Here is a 17,627-nt window from a genome sequence, read left to right on the forward strand (position 1 = left end):
CAAATGCAAAAAATTAGTCCAGCAGCTATGCAATGATTAAGAACAGGAGCAGGTGCTACTGCAATAGATATAAGAGAAAGTATAAAAGAACATAGACATTGAATGGTATTTCCTTTTAATGTTTATAGTTCATATATTCCTGATACTGAAACAGGTTGAAAACCTAATAATGCTAAACCAAATGATTATGGTAGTTATTCAAGAATATTTGATAATATGGAAAGTACGATTGCTCAATGACAAGGTAGTTTAAAAATAGTCCAAAAATATAAAGGTGAAGAAATTAATATATTAACAATTGATGATTTTAAAAATCAACCAATTAACTCAACAATATAAACCAATAATGAAACACCTTTTGCGATAAAATTAAAAGATGAAAATAATAATCTTTATTGAAAATTAATTGATGGTGAAAATATTTATGATATTAATAGAATGTTAGAATACTTAAAACAATATAAATTAAGTTATTTTATTAATAATGATAATAAAGCTGATAATTTTTATACAAAAGAGGTTAAAGTTGGTAAATATTGGGATGCTTATATGGTTGATGATGTAAGTTCTATTAAATTTGGTGATGCTAAATTTGAACAAGTATTTACTCAACAATCAACAGAACGACAATATACTTTATTAATTTTAGATGAAGATATTACTAAATTAAATATTAATGATTATTATAATTTTTATACTGTATTTAATGACCGTGGTTTAAATATTAGTGGTGGTGATATTAATTCTGCTCCCCAAGATAGACAATGATTATATCCATCAAATGTTATTAATTATTATTCACCTTATGATGGTAGTTTTTTATGACAAGAAATTATCTTTTCAAGTATTAATGACAAAATTAGTCATAGTGGTTTATCAGTAAGACAATTTATTCAAACAAGTGCCCCAGGTGAAAGTTATTGTTTTCCTAAAATAACTTATGATGAAAAACTAAATAAAGGTATTGTTGAATTAGATGAAATTTTATTAAAAGACCCAGGGGTTAGAGCAATGGCAGTTAAATTTTATGGTAATCCAATCTTTTTTGATATGCCAGTAATTGGGCGACCAATTATTAAAGGTCAATTTAATCAAAAAGTAATGAATTCTCGTGATTTATTAATGTATAACATGTTTCCTGCACTACCTGATAAAATAAATACTTATGCTTCCCCGAAGTAAGTTGATATAACATTCAAAGTATTCAACCAACTATGATAACTGGTTATGAAGATTGAAAAAAAGATATGGAAAGTAGATATGACTTTTGAAAACAAAAAAAATAGTGAGGGTATTGTTATAACTGATCCTAGCACTACATCAGCAACCAATTCTACTGTTGGTAGAAATATTCATAAATAAGATAAAGATTCTAAATTTTATTGATCAAAAGATTGAAAAATAACACCACCAGCAAAATTAAAAACAAACGGCGGCACAATTGATAATATCATTAGTACTCAAGCATCATCATATTTTAGAAGAAAGATGAATTCGGTAATACTGTTGGTAGTGTTCAAATTGAATATAATAAAATGGGTTCATGTAATGTTTGAAATATTTTAAATATGAATAATTTTATTAATCGACAAATTACAGTATTACTCTTAAACTATACGCAAAAACTAGTTTTTAATCCTTTTACGATACCAGGCGGTGTTGGTAAATTTTTAAACTTTATTTCATTTGGTATTCCATGAGGTTGAGTAATTAATCAAGATGAAAAAACTTGACCTAATTTTCAATTTCTTAATGGTTTTATGAGTTCTAATATTTATAGTTTTTATAATGATGCATTTTGGTCTGAAAAATCAAAAGGTAAAGGTTATTTACCATTTGAAATATTTAGAGAACAAGGAAATGATAAAGTCGGTGCTATCTTTGGAGCAAATGCTACTAGTTTAGGTTTTACTACTTTATTAACTGATAAATTAAAAGGAAATGTTTTAGAAAAAGATAGTAAACCAACTGAACGAATAACTTATTCAACTTATAATTTAAAACAATTAAATCCTAAAACTAATCGTATATATTTAATTAATGAATTAGTAAGAGCAGTTGATGCACAAATACCAATTAGTGATAGTGAAAAAGATAATAATTTAGAATTTTTACAAACACAGGATGGAACAAATTGTAGTTATATAATTGATATGTTTTCAATACAAGCATTATATAAAGGTAATTTTGAAATTATCTTTTATGCAGATAATCCTTATACCAATAATGAAGAAGATTATTTAAAATTATCAGTATGGAGTTTTCGTGGTAAAACAAAAAGTGTTTTAAATAATTATTTACGAGATATGACAACTAATTATAAAACTAGTTTCTTATTACCACACTACTATGAAATACCAACATTTAATTACCCACAATATGTTTTACCACCAGTACCATATAACTATAAACCTTATATCAAAGATATTATGCCTTCTAATGTATTACAAACATTAAAAACTAAAATTATTGCACCAACACAATGTAAACGAGCTTCTTCTGATACTCCTAATAGTTTTATTAATTTATTTTCTGATGAATTTAAGGATGCTTATTGTGAAGTAGAAATTGATTTAAAAAAAATTGACCCAACAATTAAAAATATAAGTAAATTCCAAGATACTTATAAAACAATTGAAATAAGTAATTTAGGTAATTTGCAAGTTGAATGTGGACAACCAAATATAGAGAATTTTATTCTTGATAGAAATATTAATTTAAATGGTGGTCGTAATGCTTGTTATGCTAATTTTGGTTTGTTATCTAATATAACTTTACAAGAAAGTGGCCGTTCACAAACTGATAAAGTAAATTTTGATAATACCATAACTTTATATACTGATAATATAACTAATGAAATTCAAACATTTGCTACTGGTAAAACTAATTGTTTACCAAACGATAATTATAAAAATAGTTATATAACTGAAAAAGGCAAAAATAGTGGCGATATTAAATTTTTATTACAAATAACAAAATTATCTGATACTGATAAAGATAAAATCAAAGAAATATATTTACAAGCATATTACACTAATGATGTAAAATTAAAAATTAGATTTTCAAAAGTAATATTTACTCAATTATTTTTGCGTAATACTAATTATAATTTTCTATTTTTCTATTCTGGCAATGATAAAGATATTATATTAGATATTTCTAACCCAAATGTTTTAGGTATTATAAATAAGAATGATAATCCAGTTAAAATAACAATAAAACCAAAATAAAAATAAAAAAGAGATAATTAAATCTCTTTTTTATTCTCCATTAATTTTTACATTGCCGTTTTTATCTAAAATTAAATCGGGTTCTTGTGTGTCTAAATTTCAACGATAAACTGATTTAAAATTATTACTATTTTCTTCTCAAATAAAAGTTGGTTCATTAATTGATTTAAAAATAATTAAATTAATCTTAGTATCATTAAGTGAGTAATAGCGTAATTGAATTTTATATTTGCTTTTTTCATCTATAGTCTTATATTGATATTCATGCTTTGGAGGTATTATTTCTTCATAATTTTTAAACTTAGTAATATTTCAATTTTGGCCTTTTCATACTACATAATATCATTTATTATCAACCGTATTGAATGGATGTTCTTGCGGCGCTATTCATTCTAAATTGTCTCTAATAGTTTGATTTTTTGTATCTATTTTATGTTTTTCTTTTTGTTCTTTTAATTGTTTGGGTGTATATTCTTGTGGTGTATTACAAGCAACTAAACTGGTTGTACTTGTTCCAATTAAAGTGATTGCTCCTATGATACTTAATATCTTTTTCATATTTTAATTCTATTATACTATAGCTGCCATTAGTTCTGGTTCTGCCATTTCTCAAATTGATGAAAAAATACTAATAGCTTTTTCACAAAATAATTGAAAAACATCTTCATGTATTAATAATTCACCGTTTTCTATTTGATTAAATAAAATATTAAAAATTTGTTCCCCGGTCATTGAAATTTCTGTAGTTTGATCTGGAATAAATTCAGCTTCACTGTCTCTTCATGGATCTCTAACATAATAAGTATCTTCAAGTATATTTTCTTTATTTGGTTTGATTCCAACAATTAATGCAGCATGAGAAGAGTTATTAAATATTTGGCCATAATATTCTAATTCAAAAAAACCACCAAACATAACAGGAGATTGTCTAGAAAGAGATTCCCATATTAAATATCTTATCCACATTCTTTTTTCTATATCATTTAATCTATTTCAAAATAATAGAGTTAAATCAATTTCCTTTAAATTATATCCCAAACTTTCCTTAATTATCGGGTTTGTGTTAAATAATTCAATTACATCTGATAAAGAAACACCCTCATCATTTATAATCTCTGAAAAAAAACTTATAATTTCTTCTTGTTCCATTTCTTTAAGATCTTTATTATTAAGAATATTATTATCAAATATATTTTTTAAAACTGCAATAATACATCATGAATTAGTTGCTTGAAATTGCATTGGTTTTTTCATGCTAGTTTTTCTTAAATCAATTAACACATCTTCTAATATTGGATATGTTATTTCTTGTCTTTTAACTCTATTTAAATTTTTTAAATTATTTGTTTGTAAATAACTAATTTCATTATTTTCTAATTTAGTTTCTTCTTTTTGATAAGGACTAGCGGCAATGACATTAGGTATTGATGTTCCTATAATTGTTAAAGTACTTAATAAACTAAACAATTTTTTCATACTTATTTTTCTCCTTTTCGTTATCTTGAAACCTTTTATTAAGATTTACCAGTATTATATATATATATATATATATATATACAAGCAAAATTAGCGATTATTTTAATAAATTTATCTTTTAAAATACTCTTAATTACGCGTTTTAAGGGCTAAATTAGCAGTAAAATATATTAAGTTGGTCGTATAAGAAAATTGGGTTTTTTATAAAAACAAGAAAAAAATGTCTTTATTTTATTGAACTAAATAATATTTAAAAACAAAAACCCCAATCTTTTACATGCGACCAACTTTTTCATTATTTAAAATACCCAACTATTTTAAAAATCATTCACAATAAAAACCAAGTTAAAAACAAAATTACAATTCAAACACCAACCATCAAAGTTAAATATTCATTTTGTGTTAAATTTAAAGTTGTAATATTTTCAACATTTGTTTTATCTATAAACAAAAATACATGAATAAAAAACTCTTTTAATTTTTCTCAATCATTTTGCATTTTTAAAAACTCCACATTTTTTGAATAAGTTTAAAAAACATTCCAAAAAATAAAACGATAAATAATACAAACGATATAACATACACAAATTCGGGAGCATTTGAACCAATAATATAACTAATAAATTGAACTCAATAATCATATAAACTCATTTAATTTAAATCTTTCAAATCATTAATTAATTCTTGGTCTTTTTCAACAGTTCAATTTGTTAAATTATTATTGTTATTTGTTTTTACTTTTTGAGGTTCAGCAGGGAATAATGCTTTTTTCATTTGTATAAAATAATTTTGTTTATATTGATTATACAAATTAATTATTTGTGTTCCAGTTAAATATTTTCAAACATGTCGTTTTAAATTTTCATCATATTTCACAATAAAATAAGAATTATCATAAATCAAACCAATAGCTACTTGATCAGAATGTTTTTTACTAAAATAAATAAACTTATTATTTAATCAAAAACCAATATGTTTATTGTGGTTAGATAAATTTATAAACGAAGCTTTGTCAGTTTGAAAAACTATAAATTCTGTTCTAATAAAATAATTTTGTACGTTAATATTCTTCTTATAAAAACTCATAAAAACACCTTACTTTCCATATTATATTTACACAATGCCGTATTAAAACCACTTTTATAACTTGGTTTATGATACATTCTCAAAACAAACTAACAACAAATTTTTTATTCAAAATAGAATGACAAATTTGACATTTAAGTTTAATAATTAATCACACTACCTAAAATTTTTAATAATTAATTCTTGGCCAAGTTTTGGCTTTTTATTATGTCAATTAGTAGAACTATACACTCATTGAAATTCATTAATATTAAATTCTTTAAACAAGTCTTTAATAAATTCAGAATTATCAATACTTAAAATTCATTTACCTTTAATCTTTAAAATATTATCTTTTAGTTCATAAAAGTTCATTTTTGAATGTTTATAAATTTTTTCTTTATTATAATAATATGGTGAATCTAAATATCAAACAATATTTTTATCCATATAATATTTATTAATAATATTTTTATAGTCCAAATTATAGAACTCAATATTATTTTTAAGATCAACTAATAGTTTTCTAACATTTTGAATTATCAATAATTTATTAACATTAAAATTTTGTTGTAATCTTTTATCTGTTCAAGTACCTCATTCTTCACCATTAAATGTTAATGCGTTCTTAATTAAAAATTCTTCACCAAAATTTAAACAATAATCATCAAACATTTTTTCTTTCAATTCATTAATAGTTTTTGAATTAGGATATACTAATTTTTTCAAATAATCCAATTCAATTAAATAAATACCATATTGTCAAAATTCAATTAAACTAGTATGCAAATCATATGCAAATCATTAAAAACTACTTTGTTACATAACTGCTGGTCTAACACATTTAAGCCAACTGAAGCACCGCCACAAAATAAATCTATAAATTTATCAAATTTAGCCGGTAATAATGCTTTAATTTTATCAAAGTGTTTAGCTTTTCCACCTGACCAAGACAACGGACTAATAAATTTCATTCTAATCCTTCTTTACTATAAAATGTTTAAATAATGTATATGTATTGTAATAAACATTGTTATACTAATGTTTAAATAATGTATATGTATTGTAATAAACATTGTTAAATATATAAAATTAAAAATTAAGGCACACTGAAAATAACTACTTAGTTTTAACTAATAGCTATTAAAATATAAAATTATACGTTTATAATTAATCAACTCATATAAAATAAAAGCTAGTGTGCCATAATGGATCAGTTATAATAAATATTAAAAGCCTTTAACCATGACACGGAAAAAGTTTAATATTTTAATAATTACTCAAATTCCAAATGGAATTAAAATAATTCACTCATCACCTAAAAAGGTCATTAATTGTGGTAACACAGCATAAACAGCATCTTTAACTTTCATCATTGCTTGTCCCAAACCGCTTCAAATAGAATCCATTCCAGTCCCAAAAGTAACTGCATCTGCTAAAAAATTCATTATTTTTTATCCTCCTTTTTTTCAAGTTCTTTTTTTCTTTTTTCTTACCTCGAATTTGACGAATTTTTTGATAAATTGATAAACCAATTCACGCAAAAATACCTAACAAAATCAAAATACTAAATATTCATGTTAATCATACTGGCATGATATAACTCCTTTCAATAAATTAAAAAATTGAAATTTGCAAACTCGCTCCGCTCGTTGTCGCTTTGCTCCACTTAAAAAACATTATTGAATAAATTATCCGCTAATAAATTACGCGGAATAATTTATTCTTTTACTTTTTAATTTCAATATCTTTTGCAATCTTATTGACAGTATTAATAACAATATCTTTTCCATACTTTTTCACTAACGACCACAAAATAAAATATTGCTTTGTTTGCATAATTTCAAATCTTTATTTAAAATATTAATAAAATTTATTTTGTAAAAAATGTAAATACCACAAAAGTACAAAATGTATGTGGTTTCTACACCTTAATTGCATTAGCAATTTTCTCATTAGTTTCAGTTTTAAAATTATTTAATTGATTATTAATTTCATTAACACATTTTTCTTCTGAAGATTTAATTTTTTGATCAGTCTTGTCTTCTAATTCTTTTAACTTTGCTTCAACATCATTATTACTTCATGGTCATTCCATAATTTTATTTTTCCTTTCTTCTATTTTCTTAATAAAAAATAATAAAAATTAAAAACATAATTAAATATAAATTTTATGTTATTAACAAATCTAATTTTTATAAATTTATTTAATGTTGCACATATTATGCAGAGGACTTTGGGTTTGGGTCTTGTTAAATTTAAATTATTTATAAAAATTTATTATTATATTTTGGAAACTATTTAACACAAAAAAACATCTAAATTTTATTTGTTAATTTATTCAATTATATTTAAATTATGTTTTTAAACGTAAATTAATTCATATTAATTTAATTAAATTAAATTAATATAATTAATCCAAATTGATATAAACGATTATGACATCAGATGTATATCAATCTAGTTCTTATTAATTTTATTATATAGCAAAAATAATAAAAAGCAATTTTTTTAAAAATAAAAACCACTTTATCTAACTTAATTGGCAACAATTAAGTTAACTAAATAAAGTAGCATTATTTATTGTTATTAAAAATCAAGATTATTTATCATTATAGCATCAGGGATGCGCTGGTTGTAAATTTTCTAAAGCGTTATTGGAAAGATTACCATCAATATAATCAATAGTTCAAGAATAATCTTTATCAGGTTGAATATCTTGTTATTGAGCTTTTAGCATTAATTGACCACAATATTTGCATGGTGCTTCTTGAAAAAGATCATATTTACTATAATCTTTGTGTTCAAAATATTTTTGAACTTTATTCATTGCATATGATTTTCAAATTGAATTTCTTTCATATCTTCCTCATTTATGATTTGTATGTTTCATAAAAACCTCCATAATTCTTTTCTTATAAAAAATGTTTCTAATTTTTTATTACTTAATAAGTTTCTTCAAAGAAATACGGAAACATGCTTCTTTAAATATAAAATTTTATAAATACATAATAATATCATAATTGCATTTTTGCAATTTAACATAATTAAAGTAACAATTAAGGTAAAAAACATTAATTGTTAAAATTACATTATTTAAACTATATTTTTACTTTTAAATCGATTTAAATCAATATTAATTAATATAATCGATTTAAATTGATATAAAAGATAATTACATCAGATATATATCAATATTATTATTTTCATTATATAACAAAAATAAGCAAACAATCCACTTTAAACAAAAATGTATTAACTTTATCATAAAGGTGGTGCTCGCACTTTTTGGAAACATTTAGTTTCCTTGATTTTATTAAAAATCCTAATTAAAATTAATTGTTTTAGTTTACTTAATTTTGCTATCAAAATAATAATTAATAGTCACATTTTAAAAGCATAGACTGTTTTTGACTCCTAAAATATGATATGTAAATAATAAATTAAGTAATAAAAACAAATTAATAATAAATAATAAAAAAATAATTTTTTATAAAACCTAAATGTATGCCCATTCATAAATAAAATATTCCTTACAATAAATTACTTTTGTAATAAAAAATAATCTAATATTCTATGTTTTAAAAATATCTTAACATTATTTAGTAGTAATATTTAAATTTAAAAAAACTAAATTATCTACATTAGTTAATTCCAATTTCTCATTTAAATATAAGTTTACTTAAAATAAATATTATAATTGTTCAAAGACATAATGTAATAATTGAAATATATAACTTTGGAAATTCTAAAACTTAACTTCAAAAAAATGTTCTTTCTTTGAAATTACTAAAAAATAAAGACATTAATTCTAATTAAAAAAAGTTTTACAATACTAATTAATTGCAAAACAATTTTAATTTTTGCTAACAGAAATTAACGAACTAAAAATATTGGGTGGTCCTTTAGGTAATCGTCGTTTATGTTCAGAAGTTTGATGTAATTGTTTAATTCGTTGTGCAATAGCTGCTGGAACCGATTTTCCTTGTAAATAATAATCTAATTGTTGATAGATAAATCCTAATTCTTTTTCGTCAGTTTGATTAGTCCATAATCCCGCTGTTGGTGGACGTGAAATAATTTGTGATGGCACACCTAGTAGTTTTGCTGCTTTCTGAACTTCAGATTTTAGTAAATGAATAATAGGAACTAAATCAGCAGAACCATCACCATATTTAGTAAAATATCCAACATGTCATTCATCAGCATTATTTGTACCCAAAACCATATAATTATGGCTTTGTGCTAAAGCATATAGGGTCGTCATTCGTAACCGTGGTTTAATATTAGCGAATGCTAATTGATGTGATGGTAAAGCTAATGTTGCAATTAAATTATCATATGTTGCTGTTAAATCAACAAGATGATAATTTAATTGATGATTATTAATTAATAATTGTGCACATTCTTGATCAAAATAATCAGAATGACAGGGCATGATAACTGCTAAATGATGATTAGGAAAAGCTTGTTTTGCTAATAAACTAACAACAGCTGAATCAATTCCGCCAGATAAACCAACAATAACCCCTTCGCATTTGGATTTTGTTACTTCTGTTTTAATTCATTTTACTAAATAACTCAAATATTGTTTTAATTCTTTCATCATTATCCATCCCATTCTAATTCGTAATCAAAAATTCGAACAATATCTCCTGCTTTTGCTCCTTTTGCTCGTAATATTTCAAAAACTTTTAAATCTTGTAATTTTTTATTAAATAATAATAGATTATCATAAGTTGTAATTGGTGTTTTATGATAAGCTTGATAAACTGCTGCCCCCGCTACTTTTCAAACACCATTGCCAAGATTAACAACTTCCACCTCTTGTTCAATTGGTGCGGTATACTTATATACTTTATAATCTTCTTCCGTTGATGTTATTTCATCTAATTGCCATAATGCTTTATTATCCTTAATTTTTGTCAAAGCTGCCCCAATTTGATTTATTAACAATGATAAATTTTGATTCATTAAACCACTAACTTCAATAATTTCTGCAGTTGGAATTTGCGTCTTAAATTTAATTAAATTTTTTGCTGCAATCTCAAGATCCATTTTATTTGCTACAATAATTTCTGATCGTAATTCTAATTTATAATTATATTTTTTTAATTCTGTTTTAATATTTAAATAATTTTGGTAAACATCTTCTGTTCCATAATTCCCTGACATATCTAAGACATGAACAATCAATTTACAACGTTCAATATGGCGTAAAAAATCATGTCCTAGTCCCTTACCTGCTGCTGCGCCAGCAATTAATCCTGGTAAATCTGCAACAACAAAACTATGATGTTTTTGATCTTGAACCACTCCTAATTGCGGGGTTAAGGTAGTAAATGAATAATCAGCTATTTGTGGTTTAGCTTTTGAAATTTTTGCTAATAAAGTTGATTTACCAGCATTCGGTAAACCAACTAGACCAACATCAGCTAAAACTTTTAATTCACAACGAATCTCTAATGTCTCCCCTAAATCACCAGCTTCAAAGATAGTCGGTGCTTTATTTTTAGAATTTGCAAAGCGAGCATTACCACGGCCACCCTGGCCACCTTTTGCTAAGACAACTTCTTGCTGATGAGTAGTAATATCACCAATAATTTCATTTGTTTGATTATTATAAATTAATGTACCTAACGGAACTTTAATATACTTATTAATAGCATTTTTACCATGCATATTTTTAATGCTTCCATTTTGACCATCGGCTGCTTTAATTTCTCTCTGATATTTTAAATCAAGTAATGTATTTATCCCTTCATCGCCAACAAAAATAATGCTACCACCATTACCACCATCGCCACCCGAAGGACCACTTTTTGGAACATATAATTCACGATGAAAAGCAACGGCACCATCACCGCCTTTTCCTGCAAATAATTTAATTGTTGCAACATCAATAAATTTCATTACGTATCCTTTTCTCATTATGTTAATTTTGTGCCCTTAAAAATAATCACCATTGTCATTACATTATAAATAATTTTTATCTACTAACAATGTTATCTTTGTTTTTCCTAGCTTAATACTTCTAATTGTTTTAAAACTACTTTGTTAATTAAAAGTAACCCTTTTTATTTTTTTCTTCAATAACTTATTATAAAATTAGAAGATACTTTTAGTATATTAAAATATTTCTTGCACTAATTCTCCTTATATTAAAAAATTTATTAATTAAGTTATATAAATTTATCTTGATAAGTAAAGAAACCTACTTTAATTTTTTTCTTTAATTCTTAAATCGTTTTTATATTTGGACATATTATATTATAACAAAATTTAAATATTTTAGGAGTTATTTAATCTTTAAAAAAGAAAAAAACAATTAAAATTGTTTTTTAGAAAATATTATTAAAAGTAAATTATGATTTTAAATAATTACTATTTTTAAATTCAACCATAATTTGTTGACAAAGATCATCAAACTGTGAATAAGAAAATGAATATCAATGAACATTTGTTAATTGATTTTTAAATCATGTTATTTGTTTTTTAGCATAAATTTTATTAGCTTGAACCAGTGTTGCTAATGTTGCATAATATGAAAGCTCGCCTTTTAAATAACGAATAATCTCTGGACAGCCAATAATTTTCATACTTTGTTTTGCTGAATCATAATTGCAATATTTATATGCTGCTTCAACTTCAGCAAATAAACCCCGCTCTGTTAATCGTAATACCCGTTCAGATAAATATTGATGCAGTTCTGTTTTATCTGGTAATAACCCAATAATATATGGTTCAATATATCATTCATTACGGTGATGATCATTAACTGATTTTAATGTTCCGGTTTGAAAATAGTATTCTAATGCCCGCCAAACACGTTTTCGATTATTAGGATGAACTTTATTACTCTCTTGCGGATCAATTGCTGCTAATTTTTCTCACAAAGCATAATTAGAAATATATTCATATTCTTTTGTCTTTAATAAATCACGACCCTGGTCAGAAAATTGATAATTTTTTAATAGTGCATTAATATACAACCCACTACCACCAACTACAATTGGAAACTTATTTTTAGTTCATAATTGAGCTAATATTTTTCGCCCTTCTTGTTGATACATCTTAATGGAATAATTCTCATTTAAATCAATTGTTGATAATAAATGGTGTAGAATACCAACTTGTTCAGATGGTGTTATTTTATTTGTTGCAAGATTTAACCCATTAAAAATTTGAGTAGCATCAGCATTAATACATTCCCCATTAAAACGCTGAGCCATCTTAATTGATAAATCAGTTTTACCACTTCCTGTTGGACCAACAATTAAAATAACTTTTTTCTGCACAATCAAAACCTCACTAATTTCTTTATAAATTTTATCGGATAATTCATTTTTTTCAAATGTATACTGTAAAACTAAACGATAAAAATTTAGAAAAAATATAGCAAATTAAAAATAAAAAAACAATAATTTCAAAAAATATTAAAAAAATATATTTTTCACAATAATTATTTAAAAATAAACACAAGAAAAAATAAATTTTATTAATCTTATATAGTATAACTAATTTAATGAACAAAACGGTCGCATGTAAAAGATTAGGGTTTTTGTTTTTAAATATTATTTAGTTCAATAAAATAAAGACATTTTTTTCTTGTTTTTATAAAAAACCCCAATTTTCTTTATACGACCACAAACTCTTTTAAAATATTGTCTTGATGTAAAATTCCCTAAACAAGGTCTAATGGTAGTGTTTAATATATCTAAAACATTTTTTAATCTACTACGAATATTAATCAAAGGTTCATTTGGTCCAAATCATCGCCTTATATCTATATTTATTCGTTCTACTAATGCTTTTTGTTTTGGTTTACCAGGATCACAAAAATAAACTCTTATTTTAAAACATTTTTCTATTGGTTTTCATTTATAAAATTCTTTTCCTCTATCTGTTAAAATACAACTAAATTTATTACTACCAATTTGTCTAATCATTTTCATTAAAATCATTAACACAATACTTGATTTTTTAGTAAATAGAATATCATAAAAAACTATTTTAGATTTTCGATTTACCAAAACTAACAAATAAAAATTACCACAATCAATAGTATCCATTTCTCATATTCCACTAAAATTTAAATCATCACCATAATCATTTAAAAATTGTTGATAATTTTTAACATTAATTAATTTTCCACGATTATCATTTTTTTCACCATTTTTAGTTTTTCGCTTTTTATTTTTAAAATACAAATTATCTTTTGCTAAATTAAAATAACCTAATCTAATATATTTATACATTGTTTTAAAACATACACTAAATTTTATATTATATTGTAATTCATATGACATAATAATATTTTGTGGAGAACGACCAAAATTATTATATTCATTAGAAAAATGACTTAATTCTTGTGAATTTAATATTGAATATTTACGACATTGTTTTTTCTTTTTATCATGTATTTTTTGTACTTTTGTAGCATTATAATCATTAATATTATCAAACATATTTAATTCTTCTCAAATTACAGAATAAGACCTACTCATTTACTTAGCAATTTTATTAATATTAATGGTTCCATTTTTCTTTTTAAACAAATCATTATCTTTTAATTTTTCTAAATTTACTCTTTCATTAAAATCTAATCTTTCATATTTTTTCATATTTTACCCCTAAAATATGTTATACTTTTTATAAAGATTATAACATTTCACAGAAAGGGATAAATATATGAAAAAGTTATTAAGTATTTTAGGAGCAATCGGATTAACAGCAACAAGTACAACAAATTTAGTTGCTTGTGATAAACCTAAACCAAATAATAATAGCAAAAACGAAAATAATAAACCATAACCACAACAACCACCAGAAAATAGTAGTTGAAAAGTAGTTAATAATTCTAATTTTATTAATTATAAAGTTGATAATAAATGATATATTGTAATTTTTCAAAATAATACAAAAGATTGATATATTATTAATTTTTTAAATAATAATACAAATGATAAAATTTTAGGTACTTTTTCATTTGATGGCATTAAAAAAAATATTTATTTATCTAATCTTAGAAATTATTTTAAAAATGATAATGTTAGAACAATTTATCGTTGAGATGAAAATAATGAACCACAAACACCAGATGTTGATAAAGATACTGGTAAAATTACAGATTGAAAAGAATAAAAGGAACTATATACTTTCTTTTATATTAATCGTACAAATTTCATAAAAATAATTAATAAAAATATATTTGTTATTGTATTATATAATGCTGGACTAAATTTTCATACCTCAAATGTTTGATTAAAAAAAGTATATATTGTTTCAAAAATTTTTCCAACTCCACTCGCTAATTCGTTTACTTGTTTTACACTCGGAATATTATTAACAATTCAAATTGCCGCATTACGAATATGACACGCTAAATTATATCAACTACAACTTTCATATTGTGCTTGTCATCATTGACCATCGGGAAATAATCCACCATTATTTATTTCTTGTCAGTTATAAATACCAAAATTAAAATCATAATAACAATACATATCATTTTCTTTTTGGGCTTGTAATTCAAAAACATTATAACCAATTTTTTGTTCTTCAATTTTTTTATATTTTAAACCATATTTATCTTTTAAAGAACCTTCAAAAACATAACCTTCATTTTGATTAATATTATAATCATTTGAAACTGAAAAATCATAGTTAAACACATTACCATAATTTGTATTATAAAACCGATTTTTAAACGCTGAATACAATTTAATATCTAATTGTTTGTATTTATCAGAAAAATAAAAGTAACGTGGATAAATTTTAAAACCATTATTCGCTAATAAACCATATTTTTTATTATATCCTTGCACATAAGTATTATTTTCTAAATCAAAAATTGTTCGTAAATAATCTTTATAAAAATTTTAAGAAACCATAAACATACTATTTAATAATTTTTCAAATTGAGTTTTATTAATATTGCTTTCCTCAATTAATACATCTGTAAAATTAACTAATTTTAAACCAAAAAAGTTAATTAAAACCGTATCATATTGTAAATTATCAATATATCAACTTTCAATAAAATTACTATGATTTTGAAATACTGGAACTAAAGCATGAGCAAAAAATGCTTTTAAAAATTTATTAATATCAATTTGACCTTTCATCTGTTCAAAAATCTCTTTACCAGTATTAGGAGTATTACCCTGATAATAATTATATGTTTCAGCACTAAAATTAAATGTATTTTCCTTATCTTTCATAAAAGAAAATAAAAAACCTAAATCATCAGTATACTGATAATTATTATAATCATATCCATTTCAATATTGTTTAAGATGTGTTAACTCTAAACTCCCAGCAATAATATTTTTTCGTTCATCAATCGTTAAAATCATTCGATAAATTGATTTTTTAGTTAAAATAGTACCAATACTAGACTTATTCAAATTATTAATAATTTCAAAATCAAAAATAATTCTTTGACTACCTAAATTTGGATCATCATAATCTAGATTACCACCTTGTTGAACTCGAATATTTTCTTGCACAATAGCATTAATATATTTTAATAAAAAATAACGAGTATTTTGATAATTAGTATCAGTCCAAAAAATAACACTACCAGTATCTTTATCAACATCTGGTGTTTGTGGTTCATTATTTTCATCTCAACGATAAATTGTTTTAACATTATCATTTTTAAAATAATTTCTAAGATCAGATAAATAAATATTTTTTTTAATGCCATCAAATGAAAAAGTACCTAAAATTTTATCATTTGTACTATTATTTAAAAAATTAATAATATATCAATCTTTTGTATTATTTTGAAAAATTACAATATATCATTTATTATCAACTTTATAATTAATAAAATTAGGATTATTATCTAATTTTCAATTTTGAAACTTTAAATTAACTTGTTGCAAATTATCAACACTTTTTTCTAATTTATTTATAATTTCAACAGTATTAAAATATTTTGCAAATGAATACGAAAAATTTGTTAATTCTTTTAAAAAATGTTTTTTATCAACATCATAGAATTTATCAATGTTATATTGTTTAACATAACTATCTCAATTTTTATATAAATCCATAAATTTATCACTTGGTTTATCATAAGAAACACCAGTTGAATAACTATCCTTTAAAAAATCTAAGTATCACTTATCATTATAAGTTAATGATTGTGATGTTTTTAAAGTCGGATTAATAAAATAATTGGTATCACTTCAATTTTCAAAAAAAGTACTGCGTAAAAACATCGTATTAATAAAATCAGTTTCATTAATGCCCGTTTCTACACTTCGCTTTATTCTTATTTGTTTTGCTGTTTGTTGTGATTGATGTTTTTGTTGTAATTTCATTGCACCCAATGAAAAAAATCAATAAAATTGGTACAAACGAAAATAATACTAAAAACTTACGCATTATTATCTACCAACTTATTTTTACGATTTTCTTTTATTAATTTAATAATTTCATTAAATAAATAACCATAAAAATAATGAATTATTAAGATATATCACAATATATCAAATCATAAACCATAAATTATATAACCATTTATACCAGCATATTTTTCTTTTAATTCTTCAATCGTCGAAACTGTATCTAATACACATACAAGAATTAACAAAAAACTTATAATAAAATATAAAATCAAATCAACCCAAGAAATAAATAAACCATTTTGTTTCTTTTCTTTTTTATTTTCTACATTACTTTTCATAAATTTAACTCCTAACTATATAATGTTTTTGAAATAATAAAACCAATAATATATAAACTTGATATTGTTAACATTAACGGATGACTAAATAAAATTGCCATTTTGCCAAACAAAGAAAGTAAAAAAGTATCAGAATTATATAAATCCATAATAATATT

The 17,627-nt window shown here is 23.2% G+C and carries 21 protein-coding genes and 1 pseudogene; 5 read left to right on the forward strand and 17 right to left on the reverse strand.

The features are described from left to right. Positions 1–3 precede the first annotated feature (3 nt). The 4 genes from ABNT63_RS07490 (at position 4) to ABNT63_RS07505 (ending at position 3,230) form a co-directional block, all read left to right on the forward strand. Positions 4–339 carry a hypothetical protein gene (locus ABNT63_RS07490; protein WP_348735163.1) on the forward strand — a complete coding sequence of 112 codons (336 nt, stop codon included), beginning with the start codon at positions 4–6 and terminating at the stop codon, positions 337–339. A gap of 99 nt (positions 340–438) precedes the next feature. Then, positions 439–1,182: a hypothetical protein gene (locus ABNT63_RS07495; protein WP_348735164.1), complete on the forward strand. Its 744-nt coding sequence runs from the start codon at positions 439–441 to the stop codon at positions 1,180–1,182. Between the two features lie 45 nt (positions 1,183–1,227). Then, positions 1,228–1,362, forward strand: a complete 135-nt coding sequence (locus ABNT63_RS07500; RefSeq protein WP_348735165.1) for a hypothetical protein — start codon at positions 1,228–1,230, stop codon at positions 1,360–1,362. A gap of 173 nt (positions 1,363–1,535) precedes the next feature. Continuing rightward, positions 1,536–3,230: a hypothetical protein gene (locus tag ABNT63_RS07505; protein ID WP_348735166.1), complete on the forward strand. Its 1,695-nt coding sequence runs from the start codon at positions 1,536–1,538 to the stop codon at positions 3,228–3,230. A 30-nt stretch (positions 3,231–3,260) separates the two neighbouring features. Here ABNT63_RS07505 and ABNT63_RS07510 read toward each other — a convergent pair whose 3' ends face one another. The 14 genes from ABNT63_RS07510 to ABNT63_RS07575 form a co-directional block, all read right to left on the reverse strand. Further along, the gene (locus ABNT63_RS07510) at positions 3,261–3,788 is read right to left on the reverse strand and encodes a lipoprotein (RefSeq protein ID WP_348735167.1); all 528 of its coding nucleotides are present in this window, start codon (positions 3,786–3,788) and stop codon (positions 3,261–3,263) included. A gap of 12 nt (positions 3,789–3,800) precedes the next feature. After that, positions 3,801–4,706 (reverse strand): hypothetical protein, encoded by a 906-nt coding sequence (locus ABNT63_RS07515; protein WP_348735168.1) that lies wholly within the window; start codon positions 4,704–4,706, stop codon positions 3,801–3,803. Between the two features lie 295 nt (positions 4,707–5,001). Next, positions 5,002–5,205: a DUF2649 family protein gene (locus ABNT63_RS07520; RefSeq protein ID WP_348735169.1), complete on the reverse strand. Its 204-nt coding sequence runs from the start codon at positions 5,203–5,205 to the stop codon at positions 5,002–5,004. A 152-nt stretch (positions 5,206–5,357) separates the two neighbouring features. Further along, entirely contained in the window at positions 5,358–5,792 is a 435-nt protein-coding gene (locus ABNT63_RS07525; RefSeq protein ID WP_348735170.1) for a DUF3627 domain-containing protein, read from the reverse strand. 156 nt (positions 5,793–5,948) lie between these two features. Further along, complete coding sequence (locus ABNT63_RS07530; RefSeq protein ID WP_348735171.1) at positions 5,949–6,500, reverse strand: hypothetical protein; 552 nt, start codon at positions 6,498–6,500, stop codon at positions 5,949–5,951. Between the two features lie 44 nt (positions 6,501–6,544). Then, positions 6,545–6,745, reverse strand: a complete 201-nt coding sequence (locus ABNT63_RS07535; protein ID WP_348735172.1) for a DNA adenine methylase — start codon at positions 6,743–6,745, stop codon at positions 6,545–6,547. A 255-nt stretch (positions 6,746–7,000) separates the two neighbouring features. Continuing rightward, entirely contained in the window at positions 7,001–7,219 is a 219-nt protein-coding gene (locus ABNT63_RS07540; protein ID WP_348735173.1) for a hypothetical protein, read from the reverse strand. Continuing rightward, positions 7,134–7,367 carry a hypothetical protein gene (locus ABNT63_RS07545; protein ID WP_348735174.1) on the reverse strand — a complete coding sequence of 78 codons (234 nt, stop codon included), beginning with the start codon at positions 7,365–7,367 and terminating at the stop codon, positions 7,134–7,136. The genes ABNT63_RS07540 and ABNT63_RS07545 overlap by 86 nt, the downstream gene beginning before the upstream one ends. 328 nt (positions 7,368–7,695) lie before the next feature. Beyond that, complete coding sequence (locus ABNT63_RS07550) at positions 7,696–7,869, reverse strand: hypothetical protein (protein ID WP_348735175.1); 174 nt, start codon at positions 7,867–7,869, stop codon at positions 7,696–7,698. Between the two features lie 624 nt (positions 7,870–8,493). Further along, positions 8,494–8,664: a hypothetical protein gene (locus ABNT63_RS07555; RefSeq protein ID WP_338989277.1), complete on the reverse strand. Its 171-nt coding sequence runs from the start codon at positions 8,662–8,664 to the stop codon at positions 8,494–8,496. A 963-nt stretch (positions 8,665–9,627) separates the two neighbouring features. Next, on the reverse strand, positions 9,628–10,380 hold the full coding sequence (nadE, locus tag ABNT63_RS07560) for an NAD(+) synthase (RefSeq protein WP_348735176.1): 753 nt from the start codon (positions 10,378–10,380) through the stop codon (positions 9,628–9,630). Further along, positions 10,380–11,684, reverse strand: coding sequence for a GTPase ObgE (obgE, locus tag ABNT63_RS07565; protein WP_348735177.1), 1,305 nt, complete (start codon positions 11,682–11,684; stop codon positions 10,380–10,382). The genes nadE and obgE overlap by 1 nt, the downstream gene beginning before the upstream one ends. Positions 11,685–12,136: 452 nt before the next feature. After that, a complete protein-coding gene (miaA, locus tag ABNT63_RS07570; protein WP_348735178.1) occupies positions 12,137–13,069 on the reverse strand; it encodes a tRNA (adenosine(37)-N6)-dimethylallyltransferase MiaA in 933 nt (310 codons plus the stop codon). Positions 13,070–13,345: 276 nt separating this feature from the next. Continuing rightward, entirely contained in the window at positions 13,346–14,278 is a 933-nt protein-coding gene (locus ABNT63_RS07575; protein ID WP_348735179.1) for an IS30 family transposase, read from the reverse strand. A 184-nt stretch (positions 14,279–14,462) separates the two neighbouring features. Here ABNT63_RS07575 and ABNT63_RS07580 point away from each other — a divergent pair, with 184 nt between their 5' ends. Then, complete coding sequence (locus ABNT63_RS07580) at positions 14,463–14,585, forward strand: lipoprotein (protein WP_348735180.1); 123 nt, start codon at positions 14,463–14,465, stop codon at positions 14,583–14,585. Positions 14,586–14,935: 350 nt separating this feature from the next. Here the strand turns inward: ABNT63_RS07580 and ABNT63_RS07585 are convergent. The 3 genes and pseudogenes from ABNT63_RS07585 to ABNT63_RS07595 form a co-directional block, all read right to left on the reverse strand. Continuing rightward, positions 14,936–17,104, reverse strand: a pseudogene (locus tag ABNT63_RS07585) (spiroplasma phage ORF1-like family protein). Between the two features lie 56 nt (positions 17,105–17,160). Then, complete coding sequence (locus tag ABNT63_RS07590) at positions 17,161–17,469, reverse strand: hypothetical protein (protein ID WP_348735181.1); 309 nt, start codon at positions 17,467–17,469, stop codon at positions 17,161–17,163. Positions 17,470–17,480: 11 nt separating this feature from the next. Further along, on the reverse strand, positions 17,481–17,618 hold the full coding sequence (locus tag ABNT63_RS07595; RefSeq protein ID WP_348735182.1) for a hypothetical protein: 138 nt from the start codon (positions 17,616–17,618) through the stop codon (positions 17,481–17,483). Between the last annotated feature and the right edge of the window lie 9 nt (positions 17,619–17,627).

This window comes from Spiroplasma endosymbiont of Ammophila pubescens (assembly GCF_964020965.1).
GTDB lineage: Bacteria > Bacillota_I > Bacilli_A > Mycoplasmatales > Mycoplasmataceae > Spiroplasma.